Source organism: Pseudomonas sp. NY15463, from assembly GCF_048068415.1.
Taxonomy (GTDB): domain Bacteria; phylum Pseudomonadota; class Gammaproteobacteria; order Pseudomonadales; family Pseudomonadaceae; genus Aquipseudomonas; species Aquipseudomonas mosselii_C.
Map to the genome: position 1 here is coordinate 710,977 of NZ_JBLUQD010000001.1, position 24,275 is coordinate 735,251.

A 24,275-nucleotide genomic window follows, 5' to 3' on the forward strand; every position below is an offset into this window, starting at 1 on the left:
CCCATGCACAGGGCGGGCGTATCGGCCCACGAGGGAGCTACAACATGATCAAACGCAATCTGCTGGTAATGGGCCTGGCCGTGCTGCTCAGCGCCTGCGGTTTCCAGTTGCGCGGCACCGGCACCAATGAAATCGCCGTCAAGGAGCTGGGCCTCAGCGCTCGCAACAGCTACGGTGCCACCGTGGTTCAGCTGCGCCAAGCGCTCACCAATAACGGGGTGACGGTCACCAACACCGCACCTTACACACTGGTGCTCGCCGACGAGAAAGAAGAGCGTCGCGCCGCCACCTACACCCGCTCCTCGCGTTCGGCCGAGTACGAGCTGAGCACGACCCTGGAATACACCATCAACGGGCGCGACAACACGCCGCTGCTGAGCGACAAGCTGGAAGTACGCCGCTACTACGTGCGCGACGGCAACAACATCACCGCCGGCGACCAGGAAGTTACGCAGGTCCGCGAGGAAATCCGCAACGACCTGGTCCAGGCCATGCTGGTCCGCCTGCAATACATCGACCCCGCGCACCTGGCCAAATTGCAACGCAGGGCTGACGAGCGCGCCAAGGCCGAAGCCCAGGCCGCGCAGGAAGCCCAGCGCATTCAGGACGAGACGCCCCAGCAATCCCCGCTGGAAGTACCGGCCCAGTGAGTCCGAGCGGGGCACCTCGGGTGCCCCGCCTACCACCATGAAACTCTCCCCCGCGCAACTCAACAAGCACCTGCAAGGCCCATTGGCGCCGGTCTATATCGTCAGCGGCGACGACCCGCTGCTGTGCCAGGAAGCCGCCGATGCCATCCGTGGCGCGGCGCGCCAGCAGGGCTTCGATGAACGCCAGGTGTTCAGCGCCGACGCCAACTTCGACTGGGGCAACCTGCTGCTGGCCGGTGCCAGCCTGTCGCTGTTCGCCCAACGCCGCCTGCTGGAACTGCGCCTGCCTTCGGGCAAGCCCGGCGACAAAGGTGCTGCGGCGCTGCTGGAGTATTGCGCCAACCCGGCTGAAGACACGCTGTTACTGATCAGCCTGCCCAAGCTCGACGCTAGCGCACAGAAAACCAAGTGGGGCAAAGCCCTCATCGAGGGCAACCAGTGCCAGTTCATCCAGATTTGGCCGGTGGACGCGCAGCAGCTACCACAATGGATCAACCAGCGCCTTTCCCAGGCCGGACTGTCGGCCCAACGCGACGCAGTCGACCTGATCGCCGCGCGGGTAGAGGGCAACCTGCTGGCCGCGGCCCAGGAAATCGAAAAGCTCAAGCTCCTGGCCGACGGTAACCAGATCACGGTCGAAACAGTTCAGGCAGCCGTGGCCGACAGTGCTCGCTTCGACGTGTTCGGCCTGGTCGATGCCATCCTCAACGGTGAGGCAGGCCATGCCTTGCGCATGCTCGAAGGGCTACGTGGCGAAGGGGTCGAACCACCGGTGATTCTCTGGGCGCTGGCCCGCGAACTGCGTCTACTGGCCGGGCTGGCCCAACAGTTCAGCCAGGGCGTACCGCTGGACAAGGCCTTCAGCCAAGCGCGACCACCGATCTGGGATAAGCGCCGCCCATTGGTCAGTAAAGCCCTGCAACGCCTTTCGGCACAACGTTGGGCGGCCCTGTTGCAGGATGCACAGCGGATCGACGCACAGATCAAAGGCCAGGCCGAAGGCTCACCCTGGACCAGCCTGGCGCGGCTCTCGCTGCTGATGGCCGGGCAGCGCCTGAGCTTGCCGGCTGAGTAGGTTCCGCGCCTCAGACGCTGCACACGCCCATTTCTATCAGCGCAAATCACTGCTCGTTGAGTTGACACGACCTCATGTGCGAGCGGCGCGCCCGTCTGCCAAAACCATAAACACAATCAATTGGCCCGCTCGCCCGCTCAGGCCTAAAGTGCGCCCCGACATCCACCCAATCGGGAACCCGCCATGTCCAAGAAGCCGAACAAGCACGGCCCCAACAAGGCCAAGTCCATCGTCGCCCAACCGCTGTTCCGCTGCCGCCAGGAGCGAGCCGCAAAAGGCAAAGGCAGCTACCGCCGCGAAGCCTTCCAATCGAGAGATTGGGAGGCTTCCTGCTTTATGGCCGCATGAAAGGCATGAAAAGCGCAAGCATGGTATGGTCGGCACCTGACCTGCAATTCTGGATCTGTGCATGCCCTCTCGTCTCACCCTGCGCTGGCAACCCCGTCAGCTGATCGCGGCTACAAGTTTCATCCTCCTCGTCGCCTGCGCGGAAAAACCCACCGCCGCCGACGCCCTGCCGCTGGCTCCGGCCCAGCCCGCCCCGGTGGTGACACTCCCCGGCACCACGCCTGCGGTCAGTACCGAAATCCAGCCGTTGCAAACCTTCGCCCAATGGCAGGCCGGTTTCCGCCAGCAAGCCCTGCAAGCCGGTATCAGCGCCAGCCTGTTCGACCGTGCGTTTCTGGGTGTTACCCCGGACTTGGACGTGATCAAGGCTGACCGCAGCCAACCCGAATTCAGCCGCCCGGTCTGGGAATATCTGGATGGCGCGCTGTCGCCGGTGCGCGTGCGCAATGGCAAGAAACTGCTGGAGCAGAACGCCGAGCTGCTGAGCCGTATCGAACAGCGCTACGGCGTCGATCGCCAGGTATTGGTGGCGGTGTGGGGCATGGAAAGCAACTTCGGCCAGTTCCAGGGCAACAAGTCAGTGATCCGCTCGCTGGCCACTCTTGCCTACGAAGGCCGCCGCCCGCAGTTCGCCCAGGACCAGCTGATCGCCGCGTTGCAGATCCTGCAGAACGGCGATATCCAGCCTGATGCAATGCGCGGTTCGTGGGCGGGTGCCATGGGCCAGACCCAGTTCATCCCGACTACCTACCTTACCCATGCGGTGGACTTCGACGGTGACGGCCGCCGCGATATCTGGAGCAGCACCCCCGACGCCCTGGCCTCGACCGCCCACTACCTGCAAAGCTCAGGCTGGAAGCGCGGCCAACCTTGGGGCTTCGAGGTCCAGGTGCCGGACGGCTTCGATTGGTGGCTGGCCGATGGCAGCCAGCGCAAGACAGTCAGCGAATGGCTGCAACTGGGCGTGACACTACCTACCGGCACTCAGCTGCCACCGGGTAGCAACCAACTGTCGGCGGCCCTGCTGCTGCCAGCGGGCGCACGCGGTCCGGCGTTCCTGGTGTTGGACAACTTCCGCGCGATCCTCAAGTACAACAACTCGTCGTCCTATGCGCTGGCGGTAAGCCTGTTGGGCGATCGTTTCTCGAACTGGGGCTTCATCGCCGGCAGTTGGCCGAAGGATGACCTGCCGCTCAGCCGTAGCGAGCGCATCGAGCTGCAAACCCTGCTCAATGCCAGCGGCCACGAAGCAGGCAACCCCGATGGCATCATCGGCGCCAACACGCGCAAGGCGATCCGCAACGCGCAGCAAGCGCAGGGCTGGCCTGCCGATGGGTATCCGACGCACAAGCTGCTCGACAGCCTGCGCCGCAGATAGCCAGCCCGGTGCCCGGCGTCACCGCCGTACTCCAAATCCAAGCCGCCTTTCCTCTATTGGGCGGCTTTGGCTGCGATGGATGGCACCGGCTGCGCCGGTGTTCGCGGCACGAGGCCACTCTACAGGGACAGCGCTGGATTCAGGTTTTGCGCAATCCTGTGGGAGCGGGCTTGCCCGCGAAGCAGGCAGCGCGATGGATGGCAACGGCTGCGCCGGTGTTCGCAGCACGAGGCCGCTCCTACAGGGACAGCGCTGGATTCAGGTTTTGCACAATCCTGTGGGAGCGGGCTTGCCCGCGAAGCAGGCAGCGCGGTGGATGGCACCGGCTGCGCCGGTGTTCGCGGCACGAGGCCGCTCCTACAGCGACAGCGCTGGATTGAGGCCTTGCACAATCCTGTGGGAGCGGGCTTGCCCGCGAAGCAGGCAGCGCGATGGATGGCAACGGCTGCGCCGGTGTTCGCGGCACGAGGCCGCTCGCGCGTGCTTCAGCGCCTGAACAGATGCTGTAGCAGCGTGAGGCTTTGAGCGGCGCTGTCGAGGCGTACCTTGGCCCCCAGCGGCAAGCACACATTCGGGTCGCAATGCCCGCTGCGCCAACCGGCCAGCACCGGCACTCCCAACGGGCCGAACACATCGAGCAGCAAGGGCGTCAACGCCGTCACCGTGACCCCGGCAAAGTCCCCCACCAGCACCCCTTTCACGCCTCGTAGCTTGCCCGCCAGACGTAGTTGGGTCAGTAGACGATCAATGCGATACAGCGGCTCGTTGACGTCCTCGATGAACAGGATACTGTCCTGGCTGTCGATTTCAGCCAAGGTCCCCATCGTGGCCCCTAGCATCGACAGATTACCACCGATCAAGCGGCCGCACGCGTTGCCTGGCACCACGGTGCTCAACGGATAGGCCGCAGGGTGCACAATCGCACTGCCGCTGCCCACTTGCCCGCCTAATTGCTCTAACAGCGAGGAAGCGGTGGGCGCCTGTTTTTCCCCTAGCAGATCGGCATTGAGCATCGCGCCATGGAAGGTGATCAGCCCGACACGCTGGTTGATGGCCGTGTGTAGCGCGGTAATGTCGCTGTAGCCCACCAAGGGCTTGGGATGACGGCGGATCAGTTCGACATCGAGCCCATCGAGCAGGCGCATGCTGCCATAGCCACCGCGCATGCACAGGATGGCGTCGATGTCAGGGTCGGCAAACGCGTCGTGAAGGTCCTGCAGGCGCTGCCCGTCGCTACCGGCAAGGTAGCCTTCGGCCTGGCTGACGCCCGGATAGAGACGGCATCGGTAGCCGCGCCGCGCAAACCAATCGTGTGCCTTGCCGGGATCCAGCCGCGCTGGGCCAGCCGGGGCAACAATGGCGAAGCGGGCCCCGACCTGCAAGGCTTGGGGCAAGCGCGAGCCGGCGCTCTCCACACAATTCATCGCATCACTCCTACAGCTTGCCGCTTGCCACATGAAGCTCGCAGCTCAAAAACAAAAAAGCCGATGCCGCCTCATGGCGTGCATCGGCCTGTTACGCTCAAGCCCCGCTCAGAGCTTGATCTTGGCTTCGTGAGCCTGCTGGTCGGCATGGTACGAAGAACGCACCAGCGGGCCGGAGGCAACGTTCTTGAAGCCCATCTTGTAGCCTTCCTCGGCGAACCAGGCAAAGGTATCCGGGTGCACGAAGCGCTGCACCGGCAAGTGGCTACGCGAAGGCTGCAGGTACTGGCCAAGGGTAAGCATGTCGATGTCGTGCTCACGCATGCGGTGCATGACTTCGATCACTTCCTCGTCGGTCTCGCCCAGGCCGAGCATCAGGCCGGACTTGGTCGGCACGTGCGGAACCATTTGCTTGAACTTCTGCAGCAGGTCCAGCGACCAATCGTAGTCCGACCCCGGACGCGCAGCCTTATACAGGCGCGGCACGGTCTCAAGGTTATGGTTGAACACGTCAGGAGGCGTCTGCGCGGTGATTTCCAGCGCCACGTCCATACGCCCACGGTAGTCCGGCACCAAGGTTTCCAGCTGCACGCCCGGCGACAGCGCGCGGATCTCGCGGATGCAGTCAGCGAAGTGCTGGGCGCCGCCGTCACGCAGATCGTCACGGTCCACCGAGGTGATCACCACGTACTTCAGGCGCAGGTCGGCGATGGCGACAGCCAGGTTCTTGGGCTCGTCCAGGTCCAGTGGCTTCGGACGGCCATGCCCCACGTCGCAGAACGGGCAGCGACGGGTGCAGATGTCACCCATGATCATGAAGGTGGCGGTACCACCCGAGAAGCACTCGCCCAGGTTCGGGCAGGAAGCCTCTTCGCAGACGCTGTGAAGCTTGTGCTTGCGCAGCAGTTGCTTGATGCGGTCGACTTCCGGGGAGACGGGAATACGCACGCGGATCCAGTCGGGCTTCTTCGGCAACTCGTCGGTAGGGATGATCTTCACCGGGATGCGCGCGACCTTCTCGGCGCCACGCAGCTTCACACCGGCTTCGACTTTTTTCGGGGCAGGACGCGGGGTCACGTCTTGCGTGGGGATCTGGTTAGGCACGGCTTCTTGCACAGTTGTCATATTCAGTCGATTCCGCCCATGAGGGTCGTCTGCTCAGCATAGTCGAGGTGCTTGACCAGCTGTCCGCGCAGCCTTGTCCTGACCTCGTCGAGTTCGATCGGGCCTGCCAGGTCACGCAGCTGGGTCATGGCCAGCCCCGCGTACCCACAGGGGTTGATTCGGCGGAATGGCGCAAGGTCCATGTCCACGTTCAGAGCAAGGCCGTGGAAAGAACGACCGTTGCGGATTCGCAGGCCGAGGGAGGCGATCTTCGCTCCATCGACATAGACACCCGGCGCATCGGGCTTGGCAACCGCCTGCACGCCGTAGCTGGCGAGCAGCTCGATCAGCGTCAGTTCGATACGGCTGACCAGCTCGCGCACGCCGATACCCAAGCGACGCACATCCAGCAGCAAATAGGCCACCAACTGGCCAGGGCCGTGGTAAGTGACCTGACCACCGCGATCGGTCTGCACCACCGGGATATCACCCGGCACCAGCAGGTGCTCGGCCTTGCCGGCCTGGCCCTGGGTGAACACGGCGGGATGCTCGACCAGCCAGATTTCGTCCTGGCTGTGCGGGCCGCGTTGCTCGGTAAAACGGCGCATGGCCTCCAGCACCGGTTCGTAGGGCTGTAGGCCAAGCTCGCGAATACCGAGACAAGCGTTCATCACAGCACCATTTTCACGATGCCGGTGGCACGCAGGGCACTGTTGATATCGTGCAGCTGGTTTTCGCTTTCAGCGACGATATGCAGCTGCACGGTGGTGTACTTGCCTTCCTTGCTCTGACGCTCGGCGAGCGTCGACAGGTCGACTTTGGCGTGCTTGCTGAGGATCTCGATCACGGTATCACGGAAACCGACAACGGTATCGCCGATCACCTTGATCGGGTAGTCCTCGCAGGGGAATTCAATCTTGTGCGACTTGACGTCTTCTTCGCTCATGGCGGTAACGGCCTCGTAAGCCGTGGCAGCAACAATGCCCCCGCCTGGTTCACAGGGGCATGCAGGTCACGTATCAGTTGAACAAACCGTAGAAGAACAGGCGGATGCTATCCCACATACGGCGCACGAATCCGCCTTCCTCGACGCCGTCGAGGGCGATCAGGTCAGCGCTGTGAACCACTTTCTCGTCCAGTTTGACTTCCACTTTACCGATCACGTCACCTTTGGCGATGGGCGCGGTCAGCTGCGGGTTCATGGTCATGGACGCCTGAAGGCGTTTCAATTGGCCTTTTGGCAGGGTCATGGTCAGGTCGTTGGCAAGGCCAGCCTTGACTTGCGAGGTGGCGCCCTTCCATACCGGCGCCTGGGTCAGCTCGGTGCCCTTCTGGTAGAAGGTCTGGGTTTCGAAGAAGCGGAAACCGTAGGTCAGCAGCTTTTGCGTCTCGGCAGCGCGGGCTTGCTCGCTGTTGGTGCCGAATACCACGGCAATCAGGCGCTGGCCGTCACGTACCGCCGAAGCCACCATGCAGTAGCCGGCTTCTTCGGTGTGGCCCGTTTTCAGACCGTCGACGGTCTTGTCACGCCACAGCAGCAGGTTGCGGTTAGGCTGCTTGATGTTGTTCCAGAAGAACTCTTTCTGCGAGTAGATGGCGTAGTGCGCAGGATCTTCGTTGATAATCGCGCGTGCCAGCAGGGCCATGTCGTGAGCCGAGGAGTAGTGCTCCGGGTTTGGCAGGCCGGTCGGGTTCATGAAGTGGCTGTTGGACATGCCGAGGTCTGCGGCAGTCTTGTTCATCATGTCGGCGAAGGCATCTTCGCTACCGGCGATGTGCTCGGACAGGGCAACCGAGGCATCGTTGCCGGACTGGATGATGATGCCGTGCAGCAAGTCGCTGACGGTGACCTGGCTACCGACTTTGATGAACATGCGCGAACCGCCGGTACGCCAGGCGTTTTCGCTGACGGTGACCGGGTCGTTCTCGCCAATCTGGCCGCGACGGATGTCGAGGGTGGCGATGTAGGCGGTCATCAGCTTGGTCAGGCTGGCTGGCGGCAGGCGCTCGTCACCGTTGTTCTCGACCAGCACGTTGCCGCTGGACGCGTCCATGAGTACGTAGGACTTGGCGGCCAGTTGTGGCGGTGCCGGCATCATCTGCTCGGCCGCGAAGGCGGCCGGCATGATCATCAGCAGAACGGGCAGGCAAAGTCGTTTGGCAAGGTTGGTGATATTCATCCGTCTCTCGTAAATCGCTAATGGTCTGATGTTCCGTCGGCAACAGGGTGCCCGACGCCGCGTCAGTCTGGTTATGTGGCCATTAGGCCTGGCCCAAAAAAGTGCGGCGTAATGCCGCCCAGGGCAAAAGCGGGCATTGTACATGGCAAGGCCCGGCAATTCATGAACAAACCGACAGCTAGAGCGGCTCTAGCTGCGAGCTGCAAGCTTCAAGAAAAAGCGACGATGTACGCTTCCCCCCTTCTTGCAGCTTGCCGCTTGTCCGCTCAGTCAGTGACAACCTTGGCCTGGCCAAGGTTCGCCAGGCGAATGCTGTCCTGGGCTTGTTGGATCTCGCCCTGGCTGTTGATCGGGCCCAGGCGTACGCGGTGCAGCGTCTGCTGGTTACGTACGATGGAGCTGATGAACACCGGCGCGCTGACCATGGTACTGAGTTTGGCACGCAGCAGCTCGGCGGCGTCCGGGTTGGCAAAGGCGCCCACCTGCAAGATGCTGCCACCGGCACTGGAGGGCACGTTGTTGCCCGCGACCTGCACCGGCACCACGGGCGCTGCATGCTGCTGCGCAGGCGGCGTCCACTGCTCGACACGACCGGTGCTGGCAGTCATCGGCTGCGCCTGGGCCACTTGCGGCTCCTTGAGCATCAACGGCTGCTGCTGGCCACGATCGGCCCACCACTGCTGCGGATCGATACCCTCCACACGCACGTGCGCGGTGCCAATCTCGGCGTAACCGAGCTTTTTCGCCGCCGCGTACGACAGGTCGATGATCCGGTCGGAGTAGAACGGGCCACGGTCGTTGACCCGCAGGATCACGCTGCGACCGTTGGCCAGGTTGGTCACCCGCACGTAAGCCGGCAGCGGCAAGGTCTTGTGCGCCGCGCTCATGCCATACAGGTCATACAGTTCACCGTTGGCAGTATTCTGGCCGTGGAACTTGGTGCCGTACCACGACGCCGTGCCCTCGGCGCGGTAGTTGCGCGAGTCCTGCATGGGGTAGTAGGTCTTGCCCAGCACCGTGTACGGGTTGGCCTTGTAGGCGCCGTTGTGCACGGTCGGGGTGGCATCGGGGATCTTGTTGACGTCCACATCCCACCAGGGCGCGCCATCCTTGTGGGCACGGTTGATGTCCAGGCCCGGCTGCGCACGCACGACGTTACCGCCGCTTTGCGAGGTCGGTCGGCTGGACGAACAACTGGCCAGCACCAGGCCGACGGCCACGCAGGTCAGCAATTTGAACGTATTGGCTGTGAAAAACTCGCGCATTTAGTTGACGCCCCGTGCCTGAACCAGCTGTTCCGAAAGCTGATGCACCGCCATGGCATACATCACGCTGCGGTTGTAGCGAGTGATCGCGTAGAAGTTCTTGAGGCCCATCCAGTATTCGGGGCCCTTTTCGCCTTCCAAACGGAAGGCGGTGACCGGCATATCATCGCGCAGCGCATCATGACTCGACCAGCCCAGCGCCCGCAACTGCCCCACGGTGCTCACCGGTTCGATGCCGCTGGTCAACCCTTGATCGGCCAGCTCGCCGGAGACCGTCGCGCGACTGACCACCGGCCCTCCGGCAACCCAGCCATGGCGTTTGAAGTAGCTCGCAACACTGCCGATGGCATCGTCCGGGTTGGTCCAGATGTTGATGTGGCCATCGCCGTCGAAGTCCACGGCGTAATTGCGAAAACTGCTCGGCATGAACTGCGGCAGGCCCATCGCACCGGCATACGAGCCCTTGAGCGTGAGCGGATCGAGTTGTTCATCGCGGGCCAGCAGCAGGAACTCGCGCAGTTCCTTGCGGAAGAACTCGGCACGCGGCGGGTAATCGAAGCCCAAGGTGGACAGTGCATCGATGACCCGGTAATTGCCGGTGTTGCGCCCAAAGAAGGTTTCCACGCCGATGATCGCGACGATGTACTGCGCCGGCACCCCGTATTGCTGCTCGGCCCGCGCCAGGGCGGCCTCGTGCTGGCGCCAGAAGTCCACGCCACGGGCGATGCGCGCATCGGTGATGAACATCGGGCGGTATTCTTTCCACGGTTTGACCCGCTCGGCCGGACGCGAAATCGCATCGAGGATCGCTTGCTTGCGCTGCACCTCGCGGAACACGCCCACCAACTGCTCGCCGGCAAATCCATAGTCGCGGCTCATCTCACCGATGAATGCGGCCACTTCAGGAGAGGCGTCATAGTCGCCGGCATGGGCCTGCTGGACAGCGCCGAACAGGCCCACCGCACCGATCCACGGCGCACAACGGGCAGCCCAGTTACGCACTGCTTGCATCAAATTCATCACCTTTTTCAAACCTGAGCGATCCATTTGCGGTGCGTGTGGATCGACATCAGAACGCCAAACGCTGACAGCAGCGTCACCAACGAAGTTCCGCCATAGCTAATGAAGGGCAGCGGCACGCCCACCACGGGTAACAAGCCGCTGACCATACCGATATTGACGAACACGTACACAAAGAAGGTCATGGTCAAGCTGCCCGCCAGCAGCTTGCCGAACAATGTCTGCGCCTGGGCAGTGATCATCAGGCCACGGCCGATGAGCAGCAGATAGATGATCAGCAGCAGGCAGATGCCCACCAAGCCGAATTCCTCCCCCAGCACCGCGATGATGAAGTCGGTGTGGCTTTCCGGGAGGAAGTCCAGGTGCGACTGGGTGCCGAGCAGCCAGCCCTTGCCCAGCACGCCGCCTGAGCCAATCGCCGCCTTGGACTGGATGATGTTCCAGCCCGTGCCCAGGGGGTCGCTTTCAGGGTCGAGGAAGGTCAGTACGCGCTGCTTCTGATAGTCGTGCATCACGAAGAACCACATGCCTACCGCCACCGGCACTGCCGCGGTGATCACGCTGATGATCCAGCGCCAACGCAGCCCCCCCATGAACAACACGAAGGCGCCGGAGGCCAGGATCAACAGTGCAGTCCCCAAGTCAGGCTGACGCACGATGAGGATGAACGGCACGCCGATCAGCACCAGGCTGATCGCCACATGCTTGAGGTGTGGCGGCAGGGTGCGTTTGGACAGATACCAAGCGATGGTCGCCGGCATGATGATCTTCATGAACTCTGAGGGCTGAAAACGGATCACCCCGGGGATGTTGATCCAGCGCGTGGCACCCATGGCGTTGTGGCCCATCACGTCCACCACCACCAGCAGGAGCACACCGGCCAGGTACGCCAGCGGCACCCAGCGTGCCATGAAGCGCGGTTCGAGCTGAGCGATGATGAACATCGACACCAGACCAATGCCAAACGAGCTGGCCTGCTTCATCAGCAGGTCCCAATTCTTGCCGCTGGCCGAATACAGCACGAACAGACTGCCGGCGGCGAGTGTGAGCAGGATGAGCAGCAAGGGACCGTCGACATGGATGCGCTGCAGGAAGCTGGCGCGCCTGCGCATCACGTCCTCGCTGGAGAGCATGCGATCGAAATTGTTCTTCACGGGGCCGTTTCCTGGGCGACTGTGGCGGGGCCAAACTCAGGCTTGAGCTGGCCATTCTCGTCGAGCAGCCAGGCGTCCATGACCTGACGTACCACGGGGGCGGCGACACCTGAGCCGGACTCGCCGTTCTCGACCATCACCGAGACCACGATCTTCGGGTCGTTGGCCGGGGCGAAGGCGACGAACAACGCGTGGTCGCGGTGGCGCTCCTGAAGCTTGTTGCGGTCGTACTTCTCGCCCTGCTTGATCGCCACCACCTGCGCCGTGCCGCTCTTGCCTGCGATGCGGTATTGCGAGCCCAGCGCCGCCTTGCGCGCGGTCCCCCGGGCGCCGTGCATCACCTGCTCCATGCCATGGGTAACCTTGGCCCAGTCGGATTTGTCACGCAGGACAATGTCTTGCATGGGGTTCTGGTCCACTGGCGGCTGACCTTCGATGGTCTTGGCCAGGTGCGGGCGGTTCCACACACCCTTGTTGGCGATCAGCGCGGTGGCCTGGGCCAGTTGCAGGGGTGTCGCCTGCATGTAGCCCTGGCCAATCCCGAGAATCAGGGTTTCCCCCGGGAACCAGGCCTGACGGCGGGTGGCGCGTTTCCACTCGCGCGATGGCATGAGCCCTGGAGATTCCTCGAACATGTCGAGCGAGACTTTTTGTCCAATGCCGAAGCGGTTCATGTAGCTGGATAACCGATCAATGCCCATCTTGTGCGCCAGATCGTAGAAGTACGTGTCGTTAGAGCGCATGATCGCCACATCCAGATCCACCCAGCCATCGCCGGTACGGTTCCAGTTGCGGTACTTATGGTCATAGTTGGGCAGTTGGTAGTAACCGGGGTCGAAAACCCGGCTGGACGCTGTGACCACGCCGCTGTCCAACCCGGCGATGGCCACTGCCGGCTTGATCGTCGAACCCGGCGGGTACAGGCCACGCAACACACGGTTGAACAGCGGACGGTCGATCGAATCGCGCAGTTCGGCATAGGCCTTGAAGCTGATGCCGGTGACGAACAAGTTAGGGTCGAAGCTCGGCTGGCTGACCATCGCCAACACCTCGCCAGTGCGCGGATCGAGTGCCACGATCGCGCCACGGCGTCCACCCAGCGCCTGTTCGGCAGCCTCCTGCAACTTGATGTCGAGGCTCAGGACGATGTCCTTGCCTGGCTTGGGGTCGGTGCGCTTGAGTACCCGCAGCACACGGCCACGGGCATTGGTCTCGACTTCCTCGTAACCCACCTGGCCGTGCAGCTCGTCTTCGTAGAAGCGCTCGATGCCGGTCTTGCCGATATGGTGGGTGCCGCTGTAATTGACCGGGTCGAGCGTCTTGAGCTCCTTCTCGTTGATGCGCCCCACATACCCCACCGAATGGGCGAAATGCGTGCCCTGCGGGTAGTGACGGACCAACTGCGCAGCCACCTCGACGCCTGGCAGGCGGAACTGGTTCACGGCGATACGGGCGATCTGCTCTTCGGTGAGTTCGAACAGGATCGGCACCGGCTCGAACGGCCGTCGCCCCTGCTTCATGCGCTTCTCGAACAACGCCCGGTCATCCGGGGTCAGCTCCAGCACCTCGACGATCACATCCAGCACTTCCTGCCACTTACCGGGATTGCCGGCGCGCTCGCGCGTCATCACCAGGCTGAAGCTTGGACGGTTGTCGGCGATGATCACCCCGTTGCGGTCGAAGATCAGCCCGCGGGTCGGCGGGATCGGCTGCACATGCACCCGGTTGTTCTCCGACAGCGTCGAGTGATAGTCGTACTGAATGACCTGCAGGAAATACAGGCGCGCAATCAGCACGCAGATCAGCAGCATGATCGCCACCGCACCCACGACGACGCGTTTACGCACCAGGCGGGCGTCTTTCTCGTGGTCCTTGAGGGGGATCTGCTGCGGCATCGGGCGGGCTTACAGGTTCATTTGTGGTAGGGGTGCCCGGACAGCACGGTCCAGGCACGATAGATCTGCTCGCCAAGCAGAATCCGCACCAGCGGATGCGGCAAGGTCAGCGGCGACAACGACCAACGCTGCTCGCTGCGCGCACAGACCTCCGGCGCCAGCCCCTCCGGGCCACCCACCATCAGGTTGACCGTACGCGCATCCAGGCGCCAGCGATCCAGCTCGCTCGCCAACTGCTCGGTGCTCCACGGCTTGCCATGGACCTCCAGGGTGACGATGCGTTCCCCAGGCTGCACCTTGCTCAGCATCGCCTCGCCCTCCTGACGGATCAGGCGGGCGACATCGGCATTCTTGCCACGGGTGTTGAGCGGGATTTCCACCAGCTCCAGCGCAAGCTCCGGGGGCAGGCGCTTGGCATACTCATGCCAGCCTTCCTCAACCCACTTGGGCATGCGCGAGCCAACCGCAATCAGACGCAGACGCACAGCGCGACCTTATTCCCGATCCTTGAGCTTTTCGGAATAGTCATGCGCGTTCTCCGGGCTGTGGTGGCGACCATCAGCCGAACGGCTCTGCTCGGCACCCAGCCACAGACGCTCAAGGTCGTAGAACTGACGCGCAGCAGCGGTCATCATGTGCACGATGACGTCATTCAAGTCCAGCAGCACCCAGTCGCTGTCGCCCTTGCCTTCTTCGCCCAGAGGCTGTGCGCCCTTGGCCTTGACCGCCTCGCGGACCTTTTCCAGCATCGCGTTGATCTGGCGGTTGGAGGTACCGGTGGCGATGATCATGTAGTCGGTCAGGCTGTGCTTCTCACGCACGTCGATGACCTGGATATCCTGGGCCTTGACGTCTTCCAGCGCGGCCTTGGTCAGTTCGACCAGTTCTTCGCCATTGATTTTCTGCTTGGTCATATAAAACTCGTTCAACTCATTGAATGAGGCGCCGTGGCGCCGTCAGTTGGACGCACGATACAGATCGTGCGCCTCGATGTAGGCCAGTACGGCGTCCGGCACCAGGAACCGAACCGACTTGCCACTGGCCAGCAGCTGTCGGATCTGGGTGGCGGACACCGCGAGCGGTGTCTGCCAGACGAACGAAATGTGCCCCGCCGGGCCGGACATGGCGGTGGGATCGCTCTGCTGACGCGCTGCCAACAAGTTGCGCAGCGCATCAGGGGGTTCTACGTCGGCATCCGGGCGTTGCAGGACCAGGATGTGACAGTGTTGCAGCAATTCTTCCCAGCGGTGCCAGCTGGGCAAGCCACAGAAGGCATCCCAACCCAACACCAGGAACAGTTGGTCGTCGGGCCCCAGCTCGGCGCGCACCGACTCCAGCGTGTCGAGGGTGTACGACGGCTTGTCGCGGGCCAGTTCGCGGTCGTCCACGCTCAGGCGCGCAACGCCCTGCACCGCTCTGCGCACCATGGCCAGCCGGTCCTGCGCCGCCACCTGCGGGGTGTCGCGGTGCGGCGGGCGGGCATTGGGCAACAGGCGCAGTTCGTCCAGGTCCATGAACTCGGCCACTTCCAGCGCACTGCGCAAGTGACCGATATGCACCGGATCGAAGGTTCCGCCAAGCATGCCGATACGCCGGACTGCCGCAGCCTTGCTCAACTCAGCAGGACTCCTGGCCGCGCAGTTGGCCATCACCGATCACCACGTACTTCTCGCAGGTCAGGCCTTCCAGGCCGACTGGGCCACGGGCGTGCAGCTTGTCGGTGGAGATACCGATCTCGGCGCCCAGGCCATATTCGAAACCATCGGCGAAGCAGGTCGGGGTATTGAGCATGACCGACGCCGAATCGACCTCGGCCATGAAGCGCCGGGCCTGGCCCTGATGCTCGGTGATGATCGAGTCGGTGTGGTGCGAGCCGTAGTGGTTGATGTGTTCGATGGCCTGGTCCAGGCCATCGACCACACGAATCGACAGGATCGCGTCGAGGTATTCGGTGTGCCAGTCGTCTTCGCTGGCAGGCTTGCTGTCGATGAGTGCGCAGGTGCGTGGGCAGCCGCGCAGCTCGACGCCTTTCTCGACGAAGCGACGGGCCATTTCCGGGAGAAAGCCTTCGGCCACCTGCTGGTCCACCAGCAGCGTCTCCATGGCGCCGCAGATGCCGTAGCGGTAGGTCTTGGCGTTGAAGGCCACGCGCCAGGCCTTGTCCAGGTCGGCGTGTGCGTCGACGAACACGTGGCAGATACCATCCAGGTGCTTGATTACCGGCACCCGCGCGTCACGGCTGATGCGCTCGATCAGGCCACGGCCGCCACGCGGGACGATCACATCGACAAACTCCGGCATGCTGATCAACGCGCCAACCGCCTCGCGGTCGGTAGTCTCGACCACCTGCACCACCGCTGGCGGCAGGCCGGCCTTGGCCAGGCCCTGCTGGATGCACGCGGCGATGGCGCGGTTGGAGTGGATGGCCTCGGAGCCGCCGCGCAGGATGGTGGCATTGCCCGACTTCAGGCACAGGCTGGCAGCGTCGATGGTCACGTTCGGACGCGACTCGTAGATGATGCCGATCACACCCAGCGGAACGCGCATCTTGCCGACCTGGATGCCCGACGGGCGGTAGCTCATGTCGCGGATCGCGCCGACCGGGTCCGGCAGGCTGGCCACCTGGCGCAGGCCAGTGATCATGCTGTCGATGCGCGCCGGAGTGAGCGCCAGACGGTCGAGCAGCGCCGGCTCCAGGCCGTTGGCGCGGCCTTTGGCCAGGTCCTGTTCGTTGGCTGCGGTGAGCGCATCGCGGGCGGCGTCCAGCGCGTCGGCAGCGGCCTGCAGGGCGCGGTTCTTCTGCGCGGTGCTGGCACGGCCGATCACCCGCGAGGCCTCGCGCGCGGCGCGACCCAGGCGGGTCATGTAGTCAAGAACGGACTCGGTCATAGGCTCGATGTCTTGTCAAAGGGGAAATCGGCTGATTATAACTGGCGCGCTCGGGTACGCCCAGCGGCGGGTGGCGGATGGTAGAAAATGGGTGGAAAGAATGCGTAGGAAAGATGTAACCACCCGTATCGGAATTATCCGAGCCAGATCCAATCCTTTCGTGGCACGAGGCAGCGCCTACAACCACAGCGCAAGCCAACATTCACGGGCTCACGCGGGCTCTGTAGGAGCGGCCTTGTGCCGCGAAAGGGCTGCACAGCAGCCCCAACAGGCTCAAATCGGGCACCTATGAAACAGCCCTCGCAAAGCATGCCCGCAAAGCGATTCAGCCTCGATTAAGCCATTCATTGCTATGATCCCCGGCTTTAATCGCCACGAACCGCCTGCATGCCAGCCCCCTGTCCCGACCGCGCCCTGCCCGACAGTTTTTTCGACCGCGATGCACAGACCCTCGCCCGCGAACTGCTGGGCAAGGTGATTCGCCATCGCCAGGGCGAGCTGTGGCTGGCCGCGCGAATCATCGAGACCGAGGCCTACTACCTCACTGACAAGGGTAGCCACGCCTCGCTCGGCTACACCGAGAAACGCAAGGCGCTGTTTCTCGATGGCGGACATATCTACATGTATTACGCGCGCGGCGGCGATTCGCTGAACTTCAGCGCAAAGGGGCCGGGCAATGCGGTGCTGATCAAGTCCGCCTACCCGTTTACCGATGCGCTTTCGGATTCGAACAGCCTGGCGCAGATGCAGTTGAACAACCCCGATGCCAGCGGCAAGCTGCGCCCGCCCGAGCGCCTGTGCAATGGCCAGACCCTGCTGTGCCGGGCCATGGGCTTGAAGGTGCCGGACTGGGACGCTCAACGCTTCGACCACGCGCGTTTGTACGTCGAAGACTGCGGCCTCGCCGTGCCACGGGTCATCCAGGCCGCGCGCCTGGGCATTCCCCACGGTCGCGACGAGCACCTGCCCTACCGCTTCGTCGATGCCCAATATGCGCGTTTCTGCACGCGGAACCCGTTACGTCGCGGCCAAGTCGAAGGCCGCGACTTCGTCATTCTCGAACAAGGAAACTGAACATGGGCGAATGGATCGACAGCCTGACCGGCTGGCTCAGCGCCAACCCTCAGTGGCTTGGCCTGGCAATTTTCCTGGTGGCGTGCATCGAGTGCCTGGCCATCGCCGGCATCATCGTGCCGGGCACCGTATTGCTGTTCGCCGTGGCGGTGCTCGCAGGCAGTGGCACCTTCAGTCTGGGTGAAACGCTGCTGCTGGGCTTTCTCGGCGGGGTGCTGGGCGATGCGTTGTCGTACGCGGTGGGCAAGTATTTCCACCAGAACATTCGCCGCCTGCCACTGCTGCGCGACCACCCCGAATGGATCGGCAGGGCCGAGGCGTACTTCCAGCGCTACGGCATCGCCAGCCTGCTGGTAGGCCGCTTCATTGGGCCGCTGCGGCCGATGCTGCCAATGGTCGCCGGCATGTGCGACATGCCGCTGCCTCGCTTTATCGCCGTCAGCCTGGTGGCCGGCGCTGGCTGGTCGGTCGCCTACCTGCTGCCGGGCTGGGCCACCGGTGCGGCCATGCGCCTGCCACTGCCGGAGGGTTTCTGGCTGGACGCTGGCATCGTGTTCGGCACCCTGGCGGTGCTGATTGGCCTGAGCCTGAACAGCAGTATTCGCGACCAGCGCCACGGCACCCGGCTGATCACGGCCATGAGCGGCGTGGCTGTGGCCGCGCTGTTCATCGGCTGGCCATACCTGAGCGCCTTTGACCAAGGCGTGATGACCTTGGTGCAGGAACACCGCAGCCAGGCCATCGACAGCATCGTGGTGGTCGTGACCCGTCTGGGTGATTTCCGCACCCAGTTCTTCCTGGGCGGCCTGCTGACCGGCCTGCTGCTGCTGGCCCGGCAATGGCGTCACGCGCTGTTCGCCGGCGCCGCACTGATCGGCACGGCGACCGCCAACGGCACGTTGAAATGGTTGTTCGCCCGCGCCCGCCCCGAAGTGCTGAGCGACCCGCTAACCAGCTACAGCATGCCCAGCGGCCACAGTTCGGCGTCGTTCGCGTTTTTCCTGGTGCTGGCGGTACTGGCCGGGCGCGGCCAACCCCCGCGCATGCGCCTGACCTGGGTGCTGCTGGGCTGCATTCCCGCACTTTCGATTGCCCTGTCGCGGGTGTACCTGGGGGTGCACTGGCCCACCGACATTCTCGCAGGCGCGCTGCTGGCCTGCTGCGTGTGTGCGTTGAGCCTAACCCTGGTGCAATACCGCCAGCCGCTCACGGCGTTGTCGCAACGGGTGTGGTGGCTGGTCTTGCCGGCGTGCATCGCGTTGCTGTCATTCTTTGCGCTGCATGCGCTGCCCAAGGCGTTGTTGCGGTACCAGTATTGAACCGAGCGCAAATCCCTGTAGGAGATCACCCAGCCCTTTGGGCTGCGCTGTCGCGCAGAGAACTGATTTCGCAAGCGCTCCGCGTACCCTGTGGGAGCGGCGGTTCGGCGCCCCGACTTGCCCGCGAAGAAGGTGACTCGGTGTATGGCACCGGCTTCGCCGGTGTTCGCGGGCAAGCCCGCTCCCACAGATTCCTTCTAAATCAACAAATTATGTGTAGTTCTATGAGAGCGGCCTTGTGTCGCGAAAGGGGCGCGTAGCGGTCCCAGGATTGCGGCCTCATGCAAAATTGCCGGGGCTGCTGCGCAGCCCTTTCCAGCCGGTCCGGCGCCCCGGCAAGGCCGCTCCTACAGGAGATCGTGGTCAGGCAAACAACTCGCCCTGGATCCGTTCCAACAGGGTCTGGATCGCCTCAAGCCGCAATTGCGGTGAGTCCATCGCCAGCAAGTCGAGCTTGTCTTCCTCCATGAACGGCAGCAGGTAGGCCAGCTGGTTGGCCAGCGCCTGGCGCCCGTCAACGTCGCGCGGCATGTCCAGCGCCTCGACCATGGGATGCTCGCCCAGTGCCACCAGCAGCGCTAGCAGGTCGTCGTCTTGCTCGATCAAGGGGCTGTCGGCCTGCTCCGGCAGCCAATGCACCTGGCCGACCAGCAATTGGTCCTTGCGCACCTCGGTCTGCGCCACGCGAAAGCGCCGCACACCCTCGACCCGAATGCCCAGCAAGCCGTTATCCTGCTGCACGAAGTCACGAATCACCGCCTCGCAGCCCACCGATGCCACCGCAGGTGGAGCCTTGCCCACCTGCTCGCCTTCGAGGATGCACACCACGCCAAAGCCTTCGCCCTGCTTCATGCAGCGGCCAATCATGTCCAGGTAGCGCGCCTCGAAAATCTGCAAATCGAGCAGGCAACCGGGAAACAGCACGGTATTGAGGGGAAACAGCGGTAGCGTCATCACGATTCCTCAAACAACCAGGCTGACCGCCAACGGCAGGAACACCGCTGTGGCCACCCCCATCAGGCTCATCGCCAGCGCGGCGAAGGCGCCACATTCATCACCTTCTTGCAGGGCCACCGAAGTGCCCACGGCATGCGCAGTAACCCCAAGGGCCATGCCCCGTGCTTCAGGGCTGAGCACACCAAAACGGCTGAGCAGCGCAGGGCCGAAGATCGCCCCGATCACCCCGGTGATCAGCACGAACACTGCCGCCAACGCCGCCACGCCGCCAATCTGCTCGGCAACCAGCATGGCAATCGGCGAGGTGACCGACTTGGGCGCCATGGTCATCAGGATCATGTGCTCGGCGCCAAACCACCAGCCCAGCGCCAGGCACGCCACGGTGGCGAACAGGCCTCCGACTACCAGCGTAGTAAATGTCGGCCAGAACAACTGGCGAATGCGCCGCAAGTTCAGGTACAGCGGTACTGCCAAGGCCACGGTGGCAGGCCCGAGCAGGATGTTCATGATTTCGGTGCTCTTGCGATACTCGGCGTAGTCGATGCCGCACACCAGTAGGATGCCGATCACCACTAGCATCGACACCAGTACCGGCTGCAAGAAGATCCAGCGGGTTTTCTCGTAGGCTCCCAGCACCAACTGATACGCCGCCAGAGTGATGCCGATGCCGAACAGCGGGTGGTGGATGACAGCCTCCAGCGCGCCGTGCCAGTCGAGGTTCATGGTTGCTCCTCACGCCGCCCCTGGCGATGAATGAGCTTCTGCATCAACACGCCGACGAACACCATCGTCGCCAGACACGAGATGAACAGCGCGCCGACGATAGCCCAGAAATCTGCGGCGATGTCGCGGGCGTACACCATCACCCCCACCGCCGGTGGCACCAGCAGCAGCGGCAGATAGCGCAACAGGCTGCTGGCTGCCTCGTTGAGCGGCTTGCCCACTTCGCCACGCAGCATCAGGTAGGCCAGCAGCAGCAACAGGCCGATGATCGGCCCAGGCAGGATGTGCAGGAACAGGTGATTGATCGCTGTCCCAAGCAGCTGGAACAGCACCAGCCAGGTCAAACCACGCAACAGCATACGGACCTCCTGAAAGCAGGCGGCCATTATAAGCACGCTAAGCAACTGGCTATAAGGCGATATTCGCCGAAAAACGGCCAACTTGACTGAATCGGTTCGGCGTGCTGATCTTGCACCCTCGTACCAAATGACACTCAGGAGAGTCGCGATGCCCTATGTACCGGTTACAGAGCTTTCGCAGTACGTTGGCAAGGAGTTGGGACGTTCCGACTGGCTGAAGATCGACCAGCAGCGCATCAACCTGTTCGCCGAAGCCACCGGCGATTTCCAGTTCATCCACGTTGATCCCGTCAAAGCCGCCAAGACCCCATTCGGCACCACCATCGCCCATGGTTTCCTGACCCTGTCGCTGATCCCTAAGCTGATGGAAGATATCCTGGTGCTGCCCGAGGGGCTGAAGATGGCAGTCAACTATGGCCTGGACAGCGTGCGCTTCATTCAACCGGTAAAAGTCGACAGCCAGGTGCGCCTGAAAGTCGAGCTGACCGACGCCATCGAGAAAAAGCCCGGACAGTGGCTGCTCAAGGTCACCGCAACCCTGGAAATCGAAGGCGAGGAGAAACCTGCCTACATCGCCGAGCCGCTCTCGCTCTGCTTCGTCTGAGCCGCGCCGGGGTTGCGCCCACAGGATCGAGCCGCGCTGGACCTGTGGGTGCTGGCGATAGCCTGCGATAAGGCCAGTACGGCATACTCGGCGCATCGTTTCGCCGGACACCAACATGCGCCCACTGCTGCCCCTGACCCTTGCCGTGCTGCTCGCTGCCTGTGGCGAAGGTGAACCCCTGTCGCCACCCGATGCACGCCTGCCCGATGGCGGGCGTTACCGGGGCCAGGTCGTCGACGGCTTGCTGCAAGGCGAAGGCCGCATCGACTATCCCAACGGCAGTTGGTACGCCGGCGGCTTCAAGGATGGTCAATGGCATGGCCAGGGCGAGTGGCACGGCAGCAACGGCGAGATCTACCGTGGCCAGTTCAGCGCAGGCCTGTTCCAAGGCCTGGGCGAGTTGAATACACCGGACAGCCACTACGCGGGCACCTTCAAGCAGGGCCGACGCGACGGCGAAGGCACCCTCAAACAGCACGACCAGACCTACCGTGGCCAGTTCAAGGACGACCAGTACAACGGCGCCGGCCTGCTTGAGCTGGCCGACGGCAGCCGCTACCAAGGCCTGTTCGCCAACGGCAAACCGAATGGCGCTGGGGTGCGCAGCGATGCTGCCGGCAACCGCTTCGGTGGCCACTTCATCGACGGCCAGTTGCAAGGGGCCGGCACCTACGACAGCGCCGACGGCGAGCAGTACATCGGCGAATTCAAGGACAACCACCTGCAAGGCCGTGGGCGTTACGAAAACGTCGACGGCGATGTCTGGATCGGCGATTTCAAGGACGGTTCGCTCACCGGCGAAGGCGAACTGCTGGGCAGCGACGGCAGCCACTACAAGGGCGGTTTCCGCGACTGGCGCTTCAATGGCAAGGGCACCCTGCAACTGGCCGACGGCAGCGAATTCAGCGGTGGTTTCGCCGACGACGTCTACCAGGGAAATGGCCGGCTGACCCACCCCGATGGCCGTCTCGAGGCCGGCTACTGGGTCAACGGCGTGCGCGTGCGCGACGACAAGGGCAAATTGCTGCCCGACCCGCTGGACCTGGCCTTGCTCAAGCAAGGCAAATTGCTCGACGACGCGCTGGCCAAGGTGCCGCACTCGATACCCCCGGTGCAGCTATACAGCCTGGTGGTGGCCGGCGATGGCCAGCAGAGCGTGTTCATGCGCGAGGCCGACTACGTCAGCAACATGCTCAGGGTACGCTTCGGCGCCCTTGGCCAGGTGACACTGGTCAACCACCGCGAGCACATGGCCGACCGCCCCATGGCCACCCGCGAAAGCCTGTCCCGTGCAGCCCGGGTGATTGCCGAGCGCAGCGGCCCGGAGGACCTGATATTCGTCTACCTGACCAGCCACGGCAGCCCCGACCACCAACTGGTGCTCGACCAGCCGCGCCTGCAATTGGCCGACCTGTCCGCCGACGAACTGGCCAGCGCCCTGGCCCCGCTGAAGAACCGCGACAAGGTGATTGTCATCTCTGCCTGCTATTCCGGTGGCTACATCGCCCCGCTCAAGGATGAACGAACCTTGATCATGACCGCCGCCCGACCTGACCGGGTGTCGTTCGGCTGTTCGGAAGAGGCTGATTTCACCTATTTCGGCGACGCCCTGTTCGCCCAGGCGCTGAACCAGACGGACGATCTGAAACAGGCGTTTGAACTGGCGCGACAAAGCGTTGCCCAACGAGAGCGAAGAGAAGGATTCGACGCCTCCGAACCGCAGCTCTGGGCCCCGCAGGCAGTGCTCGCGCACTGGCAGCGACTGCGCAAGCAACAGGCCGAGACAGCACTGCGCAACGAGGCCCAACCAGCGCCGGTGGAACAGGCAAAAACACCTGCCGACCACTAAGCTGTGTGTAACAAGGGAGAGACATCATGTACTTGACGCCTCAGCATGTCCTGCTTGCCGGTGCCACGGGTCTGACAGGTGAACACCTGCTCGACCGGTTGCTCAACGAACCCACCATCAGCCGTGTGCTGGCACCGACCCGCCGGCCGCTGGCCGAACATCCACACCTGGAAAACCCCGTGGGTGACCCGGCGGTGTTTCTTCCACAGCTGGCCGGCCGCGTCGATATCGCCTTTTGCTGTCTGGGCACCACGCTCAAGCAGGCGGGCTCCGAGTCGGCGTTTCGCGCGGTCGATCTGGACATGGTGGTGGCGTTCAGCAAGCGTGCCCGCGAGATGGGCGCGCGCCATCTGCTGGTGGTCAGTGCGCTGGGTGCAGACCCTAAGTCGTCGATCTTCTACAACCGGGTCAAGGGCGAGATGGAGCAAGCGCTCAAGGACCAGGACTGGCCGCAACTGACCATCGTGCGGCCTTCGCTGTTGCTCGGCGAGCGCATCCAACCGCGCCTGGGCGAAACGCTCGCGGCGCCGTTCTCCAAGCTGATTCCGGGCAAGTATCGTGGAATCGAAGCCTGCACCCTGGCTCGGGCGCTGTGGCGCTTGGCGCTTGAAGAAGAGGACGGGGTGCGGGTGATCGAGTCGGACGAGTTACGCAAGCTGGGCAAGTAGTCGGCGAGAGCCCTGCCGGGGGCGACAACGTAACGGCAACAGGATTAGCTGACTGTCGCCAGCCTACAGCCCGCCCCTGGCATTGAACCCCACCCCTGCCGCCGTCAGCAGCGACAACGGCAGCAACAAGGTATCCAGCAACGCGCTCCCTGGCAGATCCAGACGCGGATACGCCGGGGCCTCGGCCCCGAAGCGATCCAGCGGGCAGCATCCACCGTTCAACGCATACAGATCCAGCCGCGTGCCGGCATACACCACCGGCGCGCCAGGTTTGTTGGCATCCAGCGTACGTAGCGTGGCACACCCCCCCAGGGTGCAGCACATCAGCAAGCCCAGCAGC

The 24,275-nt window shown here is 63.4% G+C and carries 26 protein-coding genes; 9 read left to right on the forward strand and 17 right to left on the reverse strand.

The annotated features are described in order from the left end of the window. Window positions 1-44 precede the first annotated feature (44 nt). The 4 genes from lptE (at window position 45) to ACNFIC_RS03490 (ending at window position 3,451) form a co-directional block, all read left to right on the forward strand. Window positions 45-650, forward strand: coding sequence for an LPS assembly lipoprotein LptE (lptE, locus tag ACNFIC_RS03475; RefSeq protein WP_138221402.1), 606 nt, complete (start codon window positions 45-47; stop codon window positions 648-650). 37 nt (window positions 651-687) lie between these two features. Next, a complete protein-coding gene (gene holA, locus ACNFIC_RS03480) occupies window positions 688-1,725 on the forward strand; it encodes a DNA polymerase III subunit delta (protein WP_138221401.1) in 1,038 nt (345 codons plus the stop codon). A 183-nt stretch (window positions 1,726-1,908) separates the two neighbouring features. Further along, entirely contained in the window at window positions 1,909-2,073 is a 165-nt protein-coding gene (gene arfA, locus ACNFIC_RS03485; protein ID WP_138221400.1) for an alternative ribosome rescue factor ArfA, read from the forward strand. A 61-nt stretch (window positions 2,074-2,134) separates the two neighbouring features. Next, window positions 2,135-3,451, forward strand: coding sequence for a lytic murein transglycosylase (locus tag ACNFIC_RS03490; RefSeq protein WP_138221399.1), 1,317 nt, complete (start codon window positions 2,135-2,137; stop codon window positions 3,449-3,451). 485 nt (window positions 3,452-3,936) lie between these two features. Here ACNFIC_RS03490 and ACNFIC_RS03495 read toward each other — a convergent pair whose 3' ends face one another. The 13 genes from ACNFIC_RS03495 to ACNFIC_RS03555 form a co-directional block, all read right to left on the reverse strand. Then, a complete protein-coding gene (locus ACNFIC_RS03495; protein ID WP_416779939.1) occupies window positions 3,937-4,875 on the reverse strand; it encodes a S66 peptidase family protein in 939 nt (312 codons plus the stop codon). A gap of 108 nt (window positions 4,876-4,983) precedes the next feature. Next, window positions 4,984-6,000 (reverse strand): lipoyl synthase, encoded by a 1,017-nt coding sequence (gene lipA / locus ACNFIC_RS03500; RefSeq protein ID WP_138221397.1) that lies wholly within the window; start codon window positions 5,998-6,000, stop codon window positions 4,984-4,986. A gap of 2 nt (window positions 6,001-6,002) precedes the next feature. Then, the gene (gene lipB / locus ACNFIC_RS03505) at window positions 6,003-6,650 is read right to left on the reverse strand and encodes a lipoyl(octanoyl) transferase LipB (protein ID WP_138221396.1); all 648 of its coding nucleotides are present in this window, start codon (window positions 6,648-6,650) and stop codon (window positions 6,003-6,005) included. Then, window positions 6,650-6,925 carry a DUF493 domain-containing protein gene (locus ACNFIC_RS03510; RefSeq protein WP_011535839.1) on the reverse strand — a complete coding sequence of 92 codons (276 nt, stop codon included), beginning with the start codon at window positions 6,923-6,925 and terminating at the stop codon, window positions 6,650-6,652. The genes lipB and ACNFIC_RS03510 overlap by 1 nt, the downstream gene beginning before the upstream one ends. Before the next feature lie 73 nt (window positions 6,926-6,998). After that, on the reverse strand, window positions 6,999-8,159 hold the full coding sequence (locus ACNFIC_RS03515) for a D-alanyl-D-alanine carboxypeptidase family protein (protein WP_138221395.1): 1,161 nt from the start codon (window positions 8,157-8,159) through the stop codon (window positions 6,999-7,001). Between the two features lie 266 nt (window positions 8,160-8,425). Further along, window positions 8,426-9,424, reverse strand: coding sequence for a septal ring lytic transglycosylase RlpA family protein (locus ACNFIC_RS03520; RefSeq protein WP_138221394.1), 999 nt, complete (start codon window positions 9,422-9,424; stop codon window positions 8,426-8,428). Continuing rightward, window positions 9,425-10,435, reverse strand: coding sequence for a lytic murein transglycosylase B (gene mltB, locus ACNFIC_RS03525; protein ID WP_138221393.1), 1,011 nt, complete (start codon window positions 10,433-10,435; stop codon window positions 9,425-9,427). Window positions 10,436-10,452: 17 nt separating this feature from the next. After that, window positions 10,453-11,556 carry a rod shape-determining protein RodA gene (gene rodA, locus ACNFIC_RS03530; RefSeq protein ID WP_171031003.1) on the reverse strand — a complete coding sequence of 368 codons (1,104 nt, stop codon included), beginning with the start codon at window positions 11,554-11,556 and terminating at the stop codon, window positions 10,453-10,455. Window positions 11,557-11,594: 38 nt separating this feature from the next. Further along, a complete protein-coding gene (gene mrdA / locus ACNFIC_RS03535) occupies window positions 11,595-13,493 on the reverse strand; it encodes a penicillin-binding protein 2 (protein ID WP_138221391.1) in 1,899 nt (632 codons plus the stop codon). A 17-nt stretch (window positions 13,494-13,510) separates the two neighbouring features. Next, on the reverse strand, window positions 13,511-13,978 hold the full coding sequence (gene rlmH, locus ACNFIC_RS03540) for a 23S rRNA (pseudouridine(1915)-N(3))-methyltransferase RlmH (protein ID WP_138221390.1): 468 nt from the start codon (window positions 13,976-13,978) through the stop codon (window positions 13,511-13,513). 9 nt (window positions 13,979-13,987) lie between these two features. Then, entirely contained in the window at window positions 13,988-14,407 is a 420-nt protein-coding gene (rsfS, locus tag ACNFIC_RS03545) for a ribosome silencing factor (RefSeq protein ID WP_138221389.1), read from the reverse strand. A 42-nt stretch (window positions 14,408-14,449) separates the two neighbouring features. Then, window positions 14,450-15,142, reverse strand: a complete 693-nt coding sequence (nadD, locus tag ACNFIC_RS03550) for a nicotinate-nucleotide adenylyltransferase (RefSeq protein ID WP_416779944.1) — start codon at window positions 15,140-15,142, stop codon at window positions 14,450-14,452. Then, window positions 15,111-16,382, reverse strand: coding sequence for a glutamate-5-semialdehyde dehydrogenase (locus tag ACNFIC_RS03555; protein ID WP_138221387.1), 1,272 nt, complete (start codon window positions 16,380-16,382; stop codon window positions 15,111-15,113). Before ACNFIC_RS03555 ends, nadD begins: the two co-directional genes overlap by 32 nt. Window positions 16,383-16,769: 387 nt before the next feature. On the opposite strand from ACNFIC_RS03555, the gene ACNFIC_RS03560 reads away from it, so the two are divergent. Continuing rightward, a complete protein-coding gene (locus ACNFIC_RS03560) occupies window positions 16,770-17,456 on the forward strand; it encodes a DNA-3-methyladenine glycosylase (RefSeq protein ID WP_138221386.1) in 687 nt (228 codons plus the stop codon). Window positions 17,457-17,458: 2 nt separating this feature from the next. After that, the gene (locus ACNFIC_RS03565) at window positions 17,459-18,775 is read left to right on the forward strand and encodes a bifunctional DedA family/phosphatase PAP2 family protein (RefSeq protein ID WP_138221385.1); all 1,317 of its coding nucleotides are present in this window, start codon (window positions 17,459-17,461) and stop codon (window positions 18,773-18,775) included. A gap of 363 nt (window positions 18,776-19,138) precedes the next feature. On the opposite strand, the gene ACNFIC_RS03570 is transcribed toward ACNFIC_RS03565, so the two are convergent. From ACNFIC_RS03570 to ACNFIC_RS03580, 3 genes are read right to left on the reverse strand one after another with little or no spacing between them, the layout of a single operon-like run. Next, window positions 19,139-19,729 carry an LON peptidase substrate-binding domain-containing protein gene (locus tag ACNFIC_RS03570; RefSeq protein ID WP_138221383.1) on the reverse strand — a complete coding sequence of 197 codons (591 nt, stop codon included), beginning with the start codon at window positions 19,727-19,729 and terminating at the stop codon, window positions 19,139-19,141. Window positions 19,730-19,738: 9 nt separating this feature from the next. Then, on the reverse strand, window positions 19,739-20,455 hold the full coding sequence (locus tag ACNFIC_RS03575) for an LrgB family protein (protein WP_138221382.1): 717 nt from the start codon (window positions 20,453-20,455) through the stop codon (window positions 19,739-19,741). Further along, window positions 20,452-20,814, reverse strand: coding sequence for a CidA/LrgA family protein (locus tag ACNFIC_RS03580; RefSeq protein WP_138221381.1), 363 nt, complete (start codon window positions 20,812-20,814; stop codon window positions 20,452-20,454). The genes ACNFIC_RS03575 and ACNFIC_RS03580 overlap by 4 nt, the downstream gene beginning before the upstream one ends. 148 nt (window positions 20,815-20,962) lie before the next feature. On the opposite strand from ACNFIC_RS03580, the gene ACNFIC_RS03585 reads away from it, so the two are divergent. The 3 genes from ACNFIC_RS03585 (at window position 20,963) to ACNFIC_RS03595 (ending at window position 23,935) form a co-directional block, all read left to right on the forward strand. Beyond that, entirely contained in the window at window positions 20,963-21,418 is a 456-nt protein-coding gene (locus tag ACNFIC_RS03585; protein ID WP_138221380.1) for a MaoC family dehydratase, read from the forward strand. 115 nt (window positions 21,419-21,533) lie between these two features. Beyond that, window positions 21,534-23,267, forward strand: coding sequence for a C13 family peptidase (locus tag ACNFIC_RS03590; protein ID WP_416779948.1), 1,734 nt, complete (start codon window positions 21,534-21,536; stop codon window positions 23,265-23,267). A gap of 26 nt (window positions 23,268-23,293) precedes the next feature. Continuing rightward, window positions 23,294-23,935 (forward strand): oxidoreductase, encoded by a 642-nt coding sequence (locus ACNFIC_RS03595; RefSeq protein ID WP_138221378.1) that lies wholly within the window; start codon window positions 23,294-23,296, stop codon window positions 23,933-23,935. Between the two features lie 63 nt (window positions 23,936-23,998). On the opposite strand, the gene ACNFIC_RS03600 is transcribed toward ACNFIC_RS03595, so the two are convergent. Continuing rightward, a complete protein-coding gene (locus ACNFIC_RS03600; RefSeq protein WP_138221430.1) occupies window positions 23,999-24,259 on the reverse strand; it encodes a YceK/YidQ family lipoprotein in 261 nt (86 codons plus the stop codon). Window positions 24,260-24,275 lie beyond the last annotated feature (16 nt).

What these genes read in the sequence shown, in the direction of transcription:
- lptE (WP_138221402.1), top strand. Translation starts at nt 45, where the DNA reads ATGATCAAACGCAATCTGCTGGTAATGGGCCTGGCCGTGCTGCTCAGC.
- holA (WP_138221401.1), top strand. Translation starts at nt 688, where the DNA reads ATGAAACTCTCCCCCGCGCAACTCAACAAGCACCTGCAAGGCCCATTG.
- arfA (WP_138221400.1), top strand. Translation starts at nt 1,909, where the DNA reads ATGTCCAAGAAGCCGAACAAGCACGGCCCCAACAAGGCCAAGTCCATC.
- ACNFIC_RS03490 (WP_138221399.1), top strand. Translation starts at nt 2,135, where the DNA reads ATGCCCTCTCGTCTCACCCTGCGCTGGCAACCCCGTCAGCTGATCGCG.
- ACNFIC_RS03495 (WP_416779939.1), bottom strand. Translation starts at nt 4,875, where the DNA reads ATGAATTGTGTGGAGAGCGCCGGCTCGCGCTTGCCCCAAGCCTTGCAG.
- lipA (WP_138221397.1), bottom strand. Translation starts at nt 6,000, where the DNA reads ATGACAACTGTGCAAGAAGCCGTGCCTAACCAGATCCCCACGCAAGAC.
- lipB (WP_138221396.1), bottom strand. Translation starts at nt 6,650, where the DNA reads ATGAACGCTTGTCTCGGTATTCGCGAGCTTGGCCTACAGCCCTACGAA.
- ACNFIC_RS03510 (WP_011535839.1), bottom strand. Translation starts at nt 6,925, where the DNA reads ATGAGCGAAGAAGACGTCAAGTCGCACAAGATTGAATTCCCCTGCGAG.
- ACNFIC_RS03515 (WP_138221395.1), bottom strand. Translation starts at nt 8,159, where the DNA reads ATGAATATCACCAACCTTGCCAAACGACTTTGCCTGCCCGTTCTGCTG.
- ACNFIC_RS03520 (WP_138221394.1), bottom strand. Translation starts at nt 9,424, where the DNA reads ATGCGCGAGTTTTTCACAGCCAATACGTTCAAATTGCTGACCTGCGTG.
- mltB (WP_138221393.1), bottom strand. Translation starts at nt 10,435, where the DNA reads ATGCAAGCAGTGCGTAACTGGGCTGCCCGTTGTGCGCCGTGGATCGGT.
- rodA (WP_171031003.1), bottom strand. Translation starts at nt 11,556, where the DNA reads ATGCGCAGGCGCGCCAGCTTCCTGCAGCGCATCCATGTCGACGGTCCC.
- mrdA (WP_138221391.1), bottom strand. Translation starts at nt 13,493, where the DNA reads ATGCCGCAGCAGATCCCCCTCAAGGACCACGAGAAAGACGCCCGCCTG.
- rsfS (WP_138221389.1), bottom strand. Translation starts at nt 14,407, where the DNA reads ATGACCAAGCAGAAAATCAATGGCGAAGAACTGGTCGAACTGACCAAG.
- nadD (WP_416779944.1), bottom strand. Translation starts at nt 15,142, where the DNA reads ATGGCCAACTGCGCGGCCAGGAGTCCTGCTGAGTTGAGCAAGGCTGCG.
- ACNFIC_RS03555 (WP_138221387.1), bottom strand. Translation starts at nt 16,382, where the DNA reads ATGACCGAGTCCGTTCTTGACTACATGACCCGCCTGGGTCGCGCCGCG.
- ACNFIC_RS03560 (WP_138221386.1), top strand. Translation starts at nt 16,770, where the DNA reads ATGCCAGCCCCCTGTCCCGACCGCGCCCTGCCCGACAGTTTTTTCGAC.
- ACNFIC_RS03565 (WP_138221385.1), top strand. Translation starts at nt 17,459, where the DNA reads ATGGGCGAATGGATCGACAGCCTGACCGGCTGGCTCAGCGCCAACCCT.
- ACNFIC_RS03570 (WP_138221383.1), bottom strand. Translation starts at nt 19,729, where the DNA reads ATGACGCTACCGCTGTTTCCCCTCAATACCGTGCTGTTTCCCGGTTGC.
- ACNFIC_RS03575 (WP_138221382.1), bottom strand. Translation starts at nt 20,455, where the DNA reads ATGAACCTCGACTGGCACGGCGCGCTGGAGGCTGTCATCCACCACCCG.
- ACNFIC_RS03580 (WP_138221381.1), bottom strand. Translation starts at nt 20,814, where the DNA reads ATGCTGTTGCGTGGTTTGACCTGGCTGGTGCTGTTCCAGCTGCTTGGG.
- ACNFIC_RS03585 (WP_138221380.1), top strand. Translation starts at nt 20,963, where the DNA reads ATGCCCTATGTACCGGTTACAGAGCTTTCGCAGTACGTTGGCAAGGAG.
- ACNFIC_RS03590 (WP_416779948.1), top strand. Translation starts at nt 21,534, where the DNA reads ATGCGCCCACTGCTGCCCCTGACCCTTGCCGTGCTGCTCGCTGCCTGT.
- ACNFIC_RS03595 (WP_138221378.1), top strand. Translation starts at nt 23,294, where the DNA reads ATGTACTTGACGCCTCAGCATGTCCTGCTTGCCGGTGCCACGGGTCTG.
- ACNFIC_RS03600 (WP_138221430.1), bottom strand. Translation starts at nt 24,259, where the DNA reads ATGTGCTGCACCCTGGGGGGGTGTGCCACGCTACGTACGCTGGATGCC.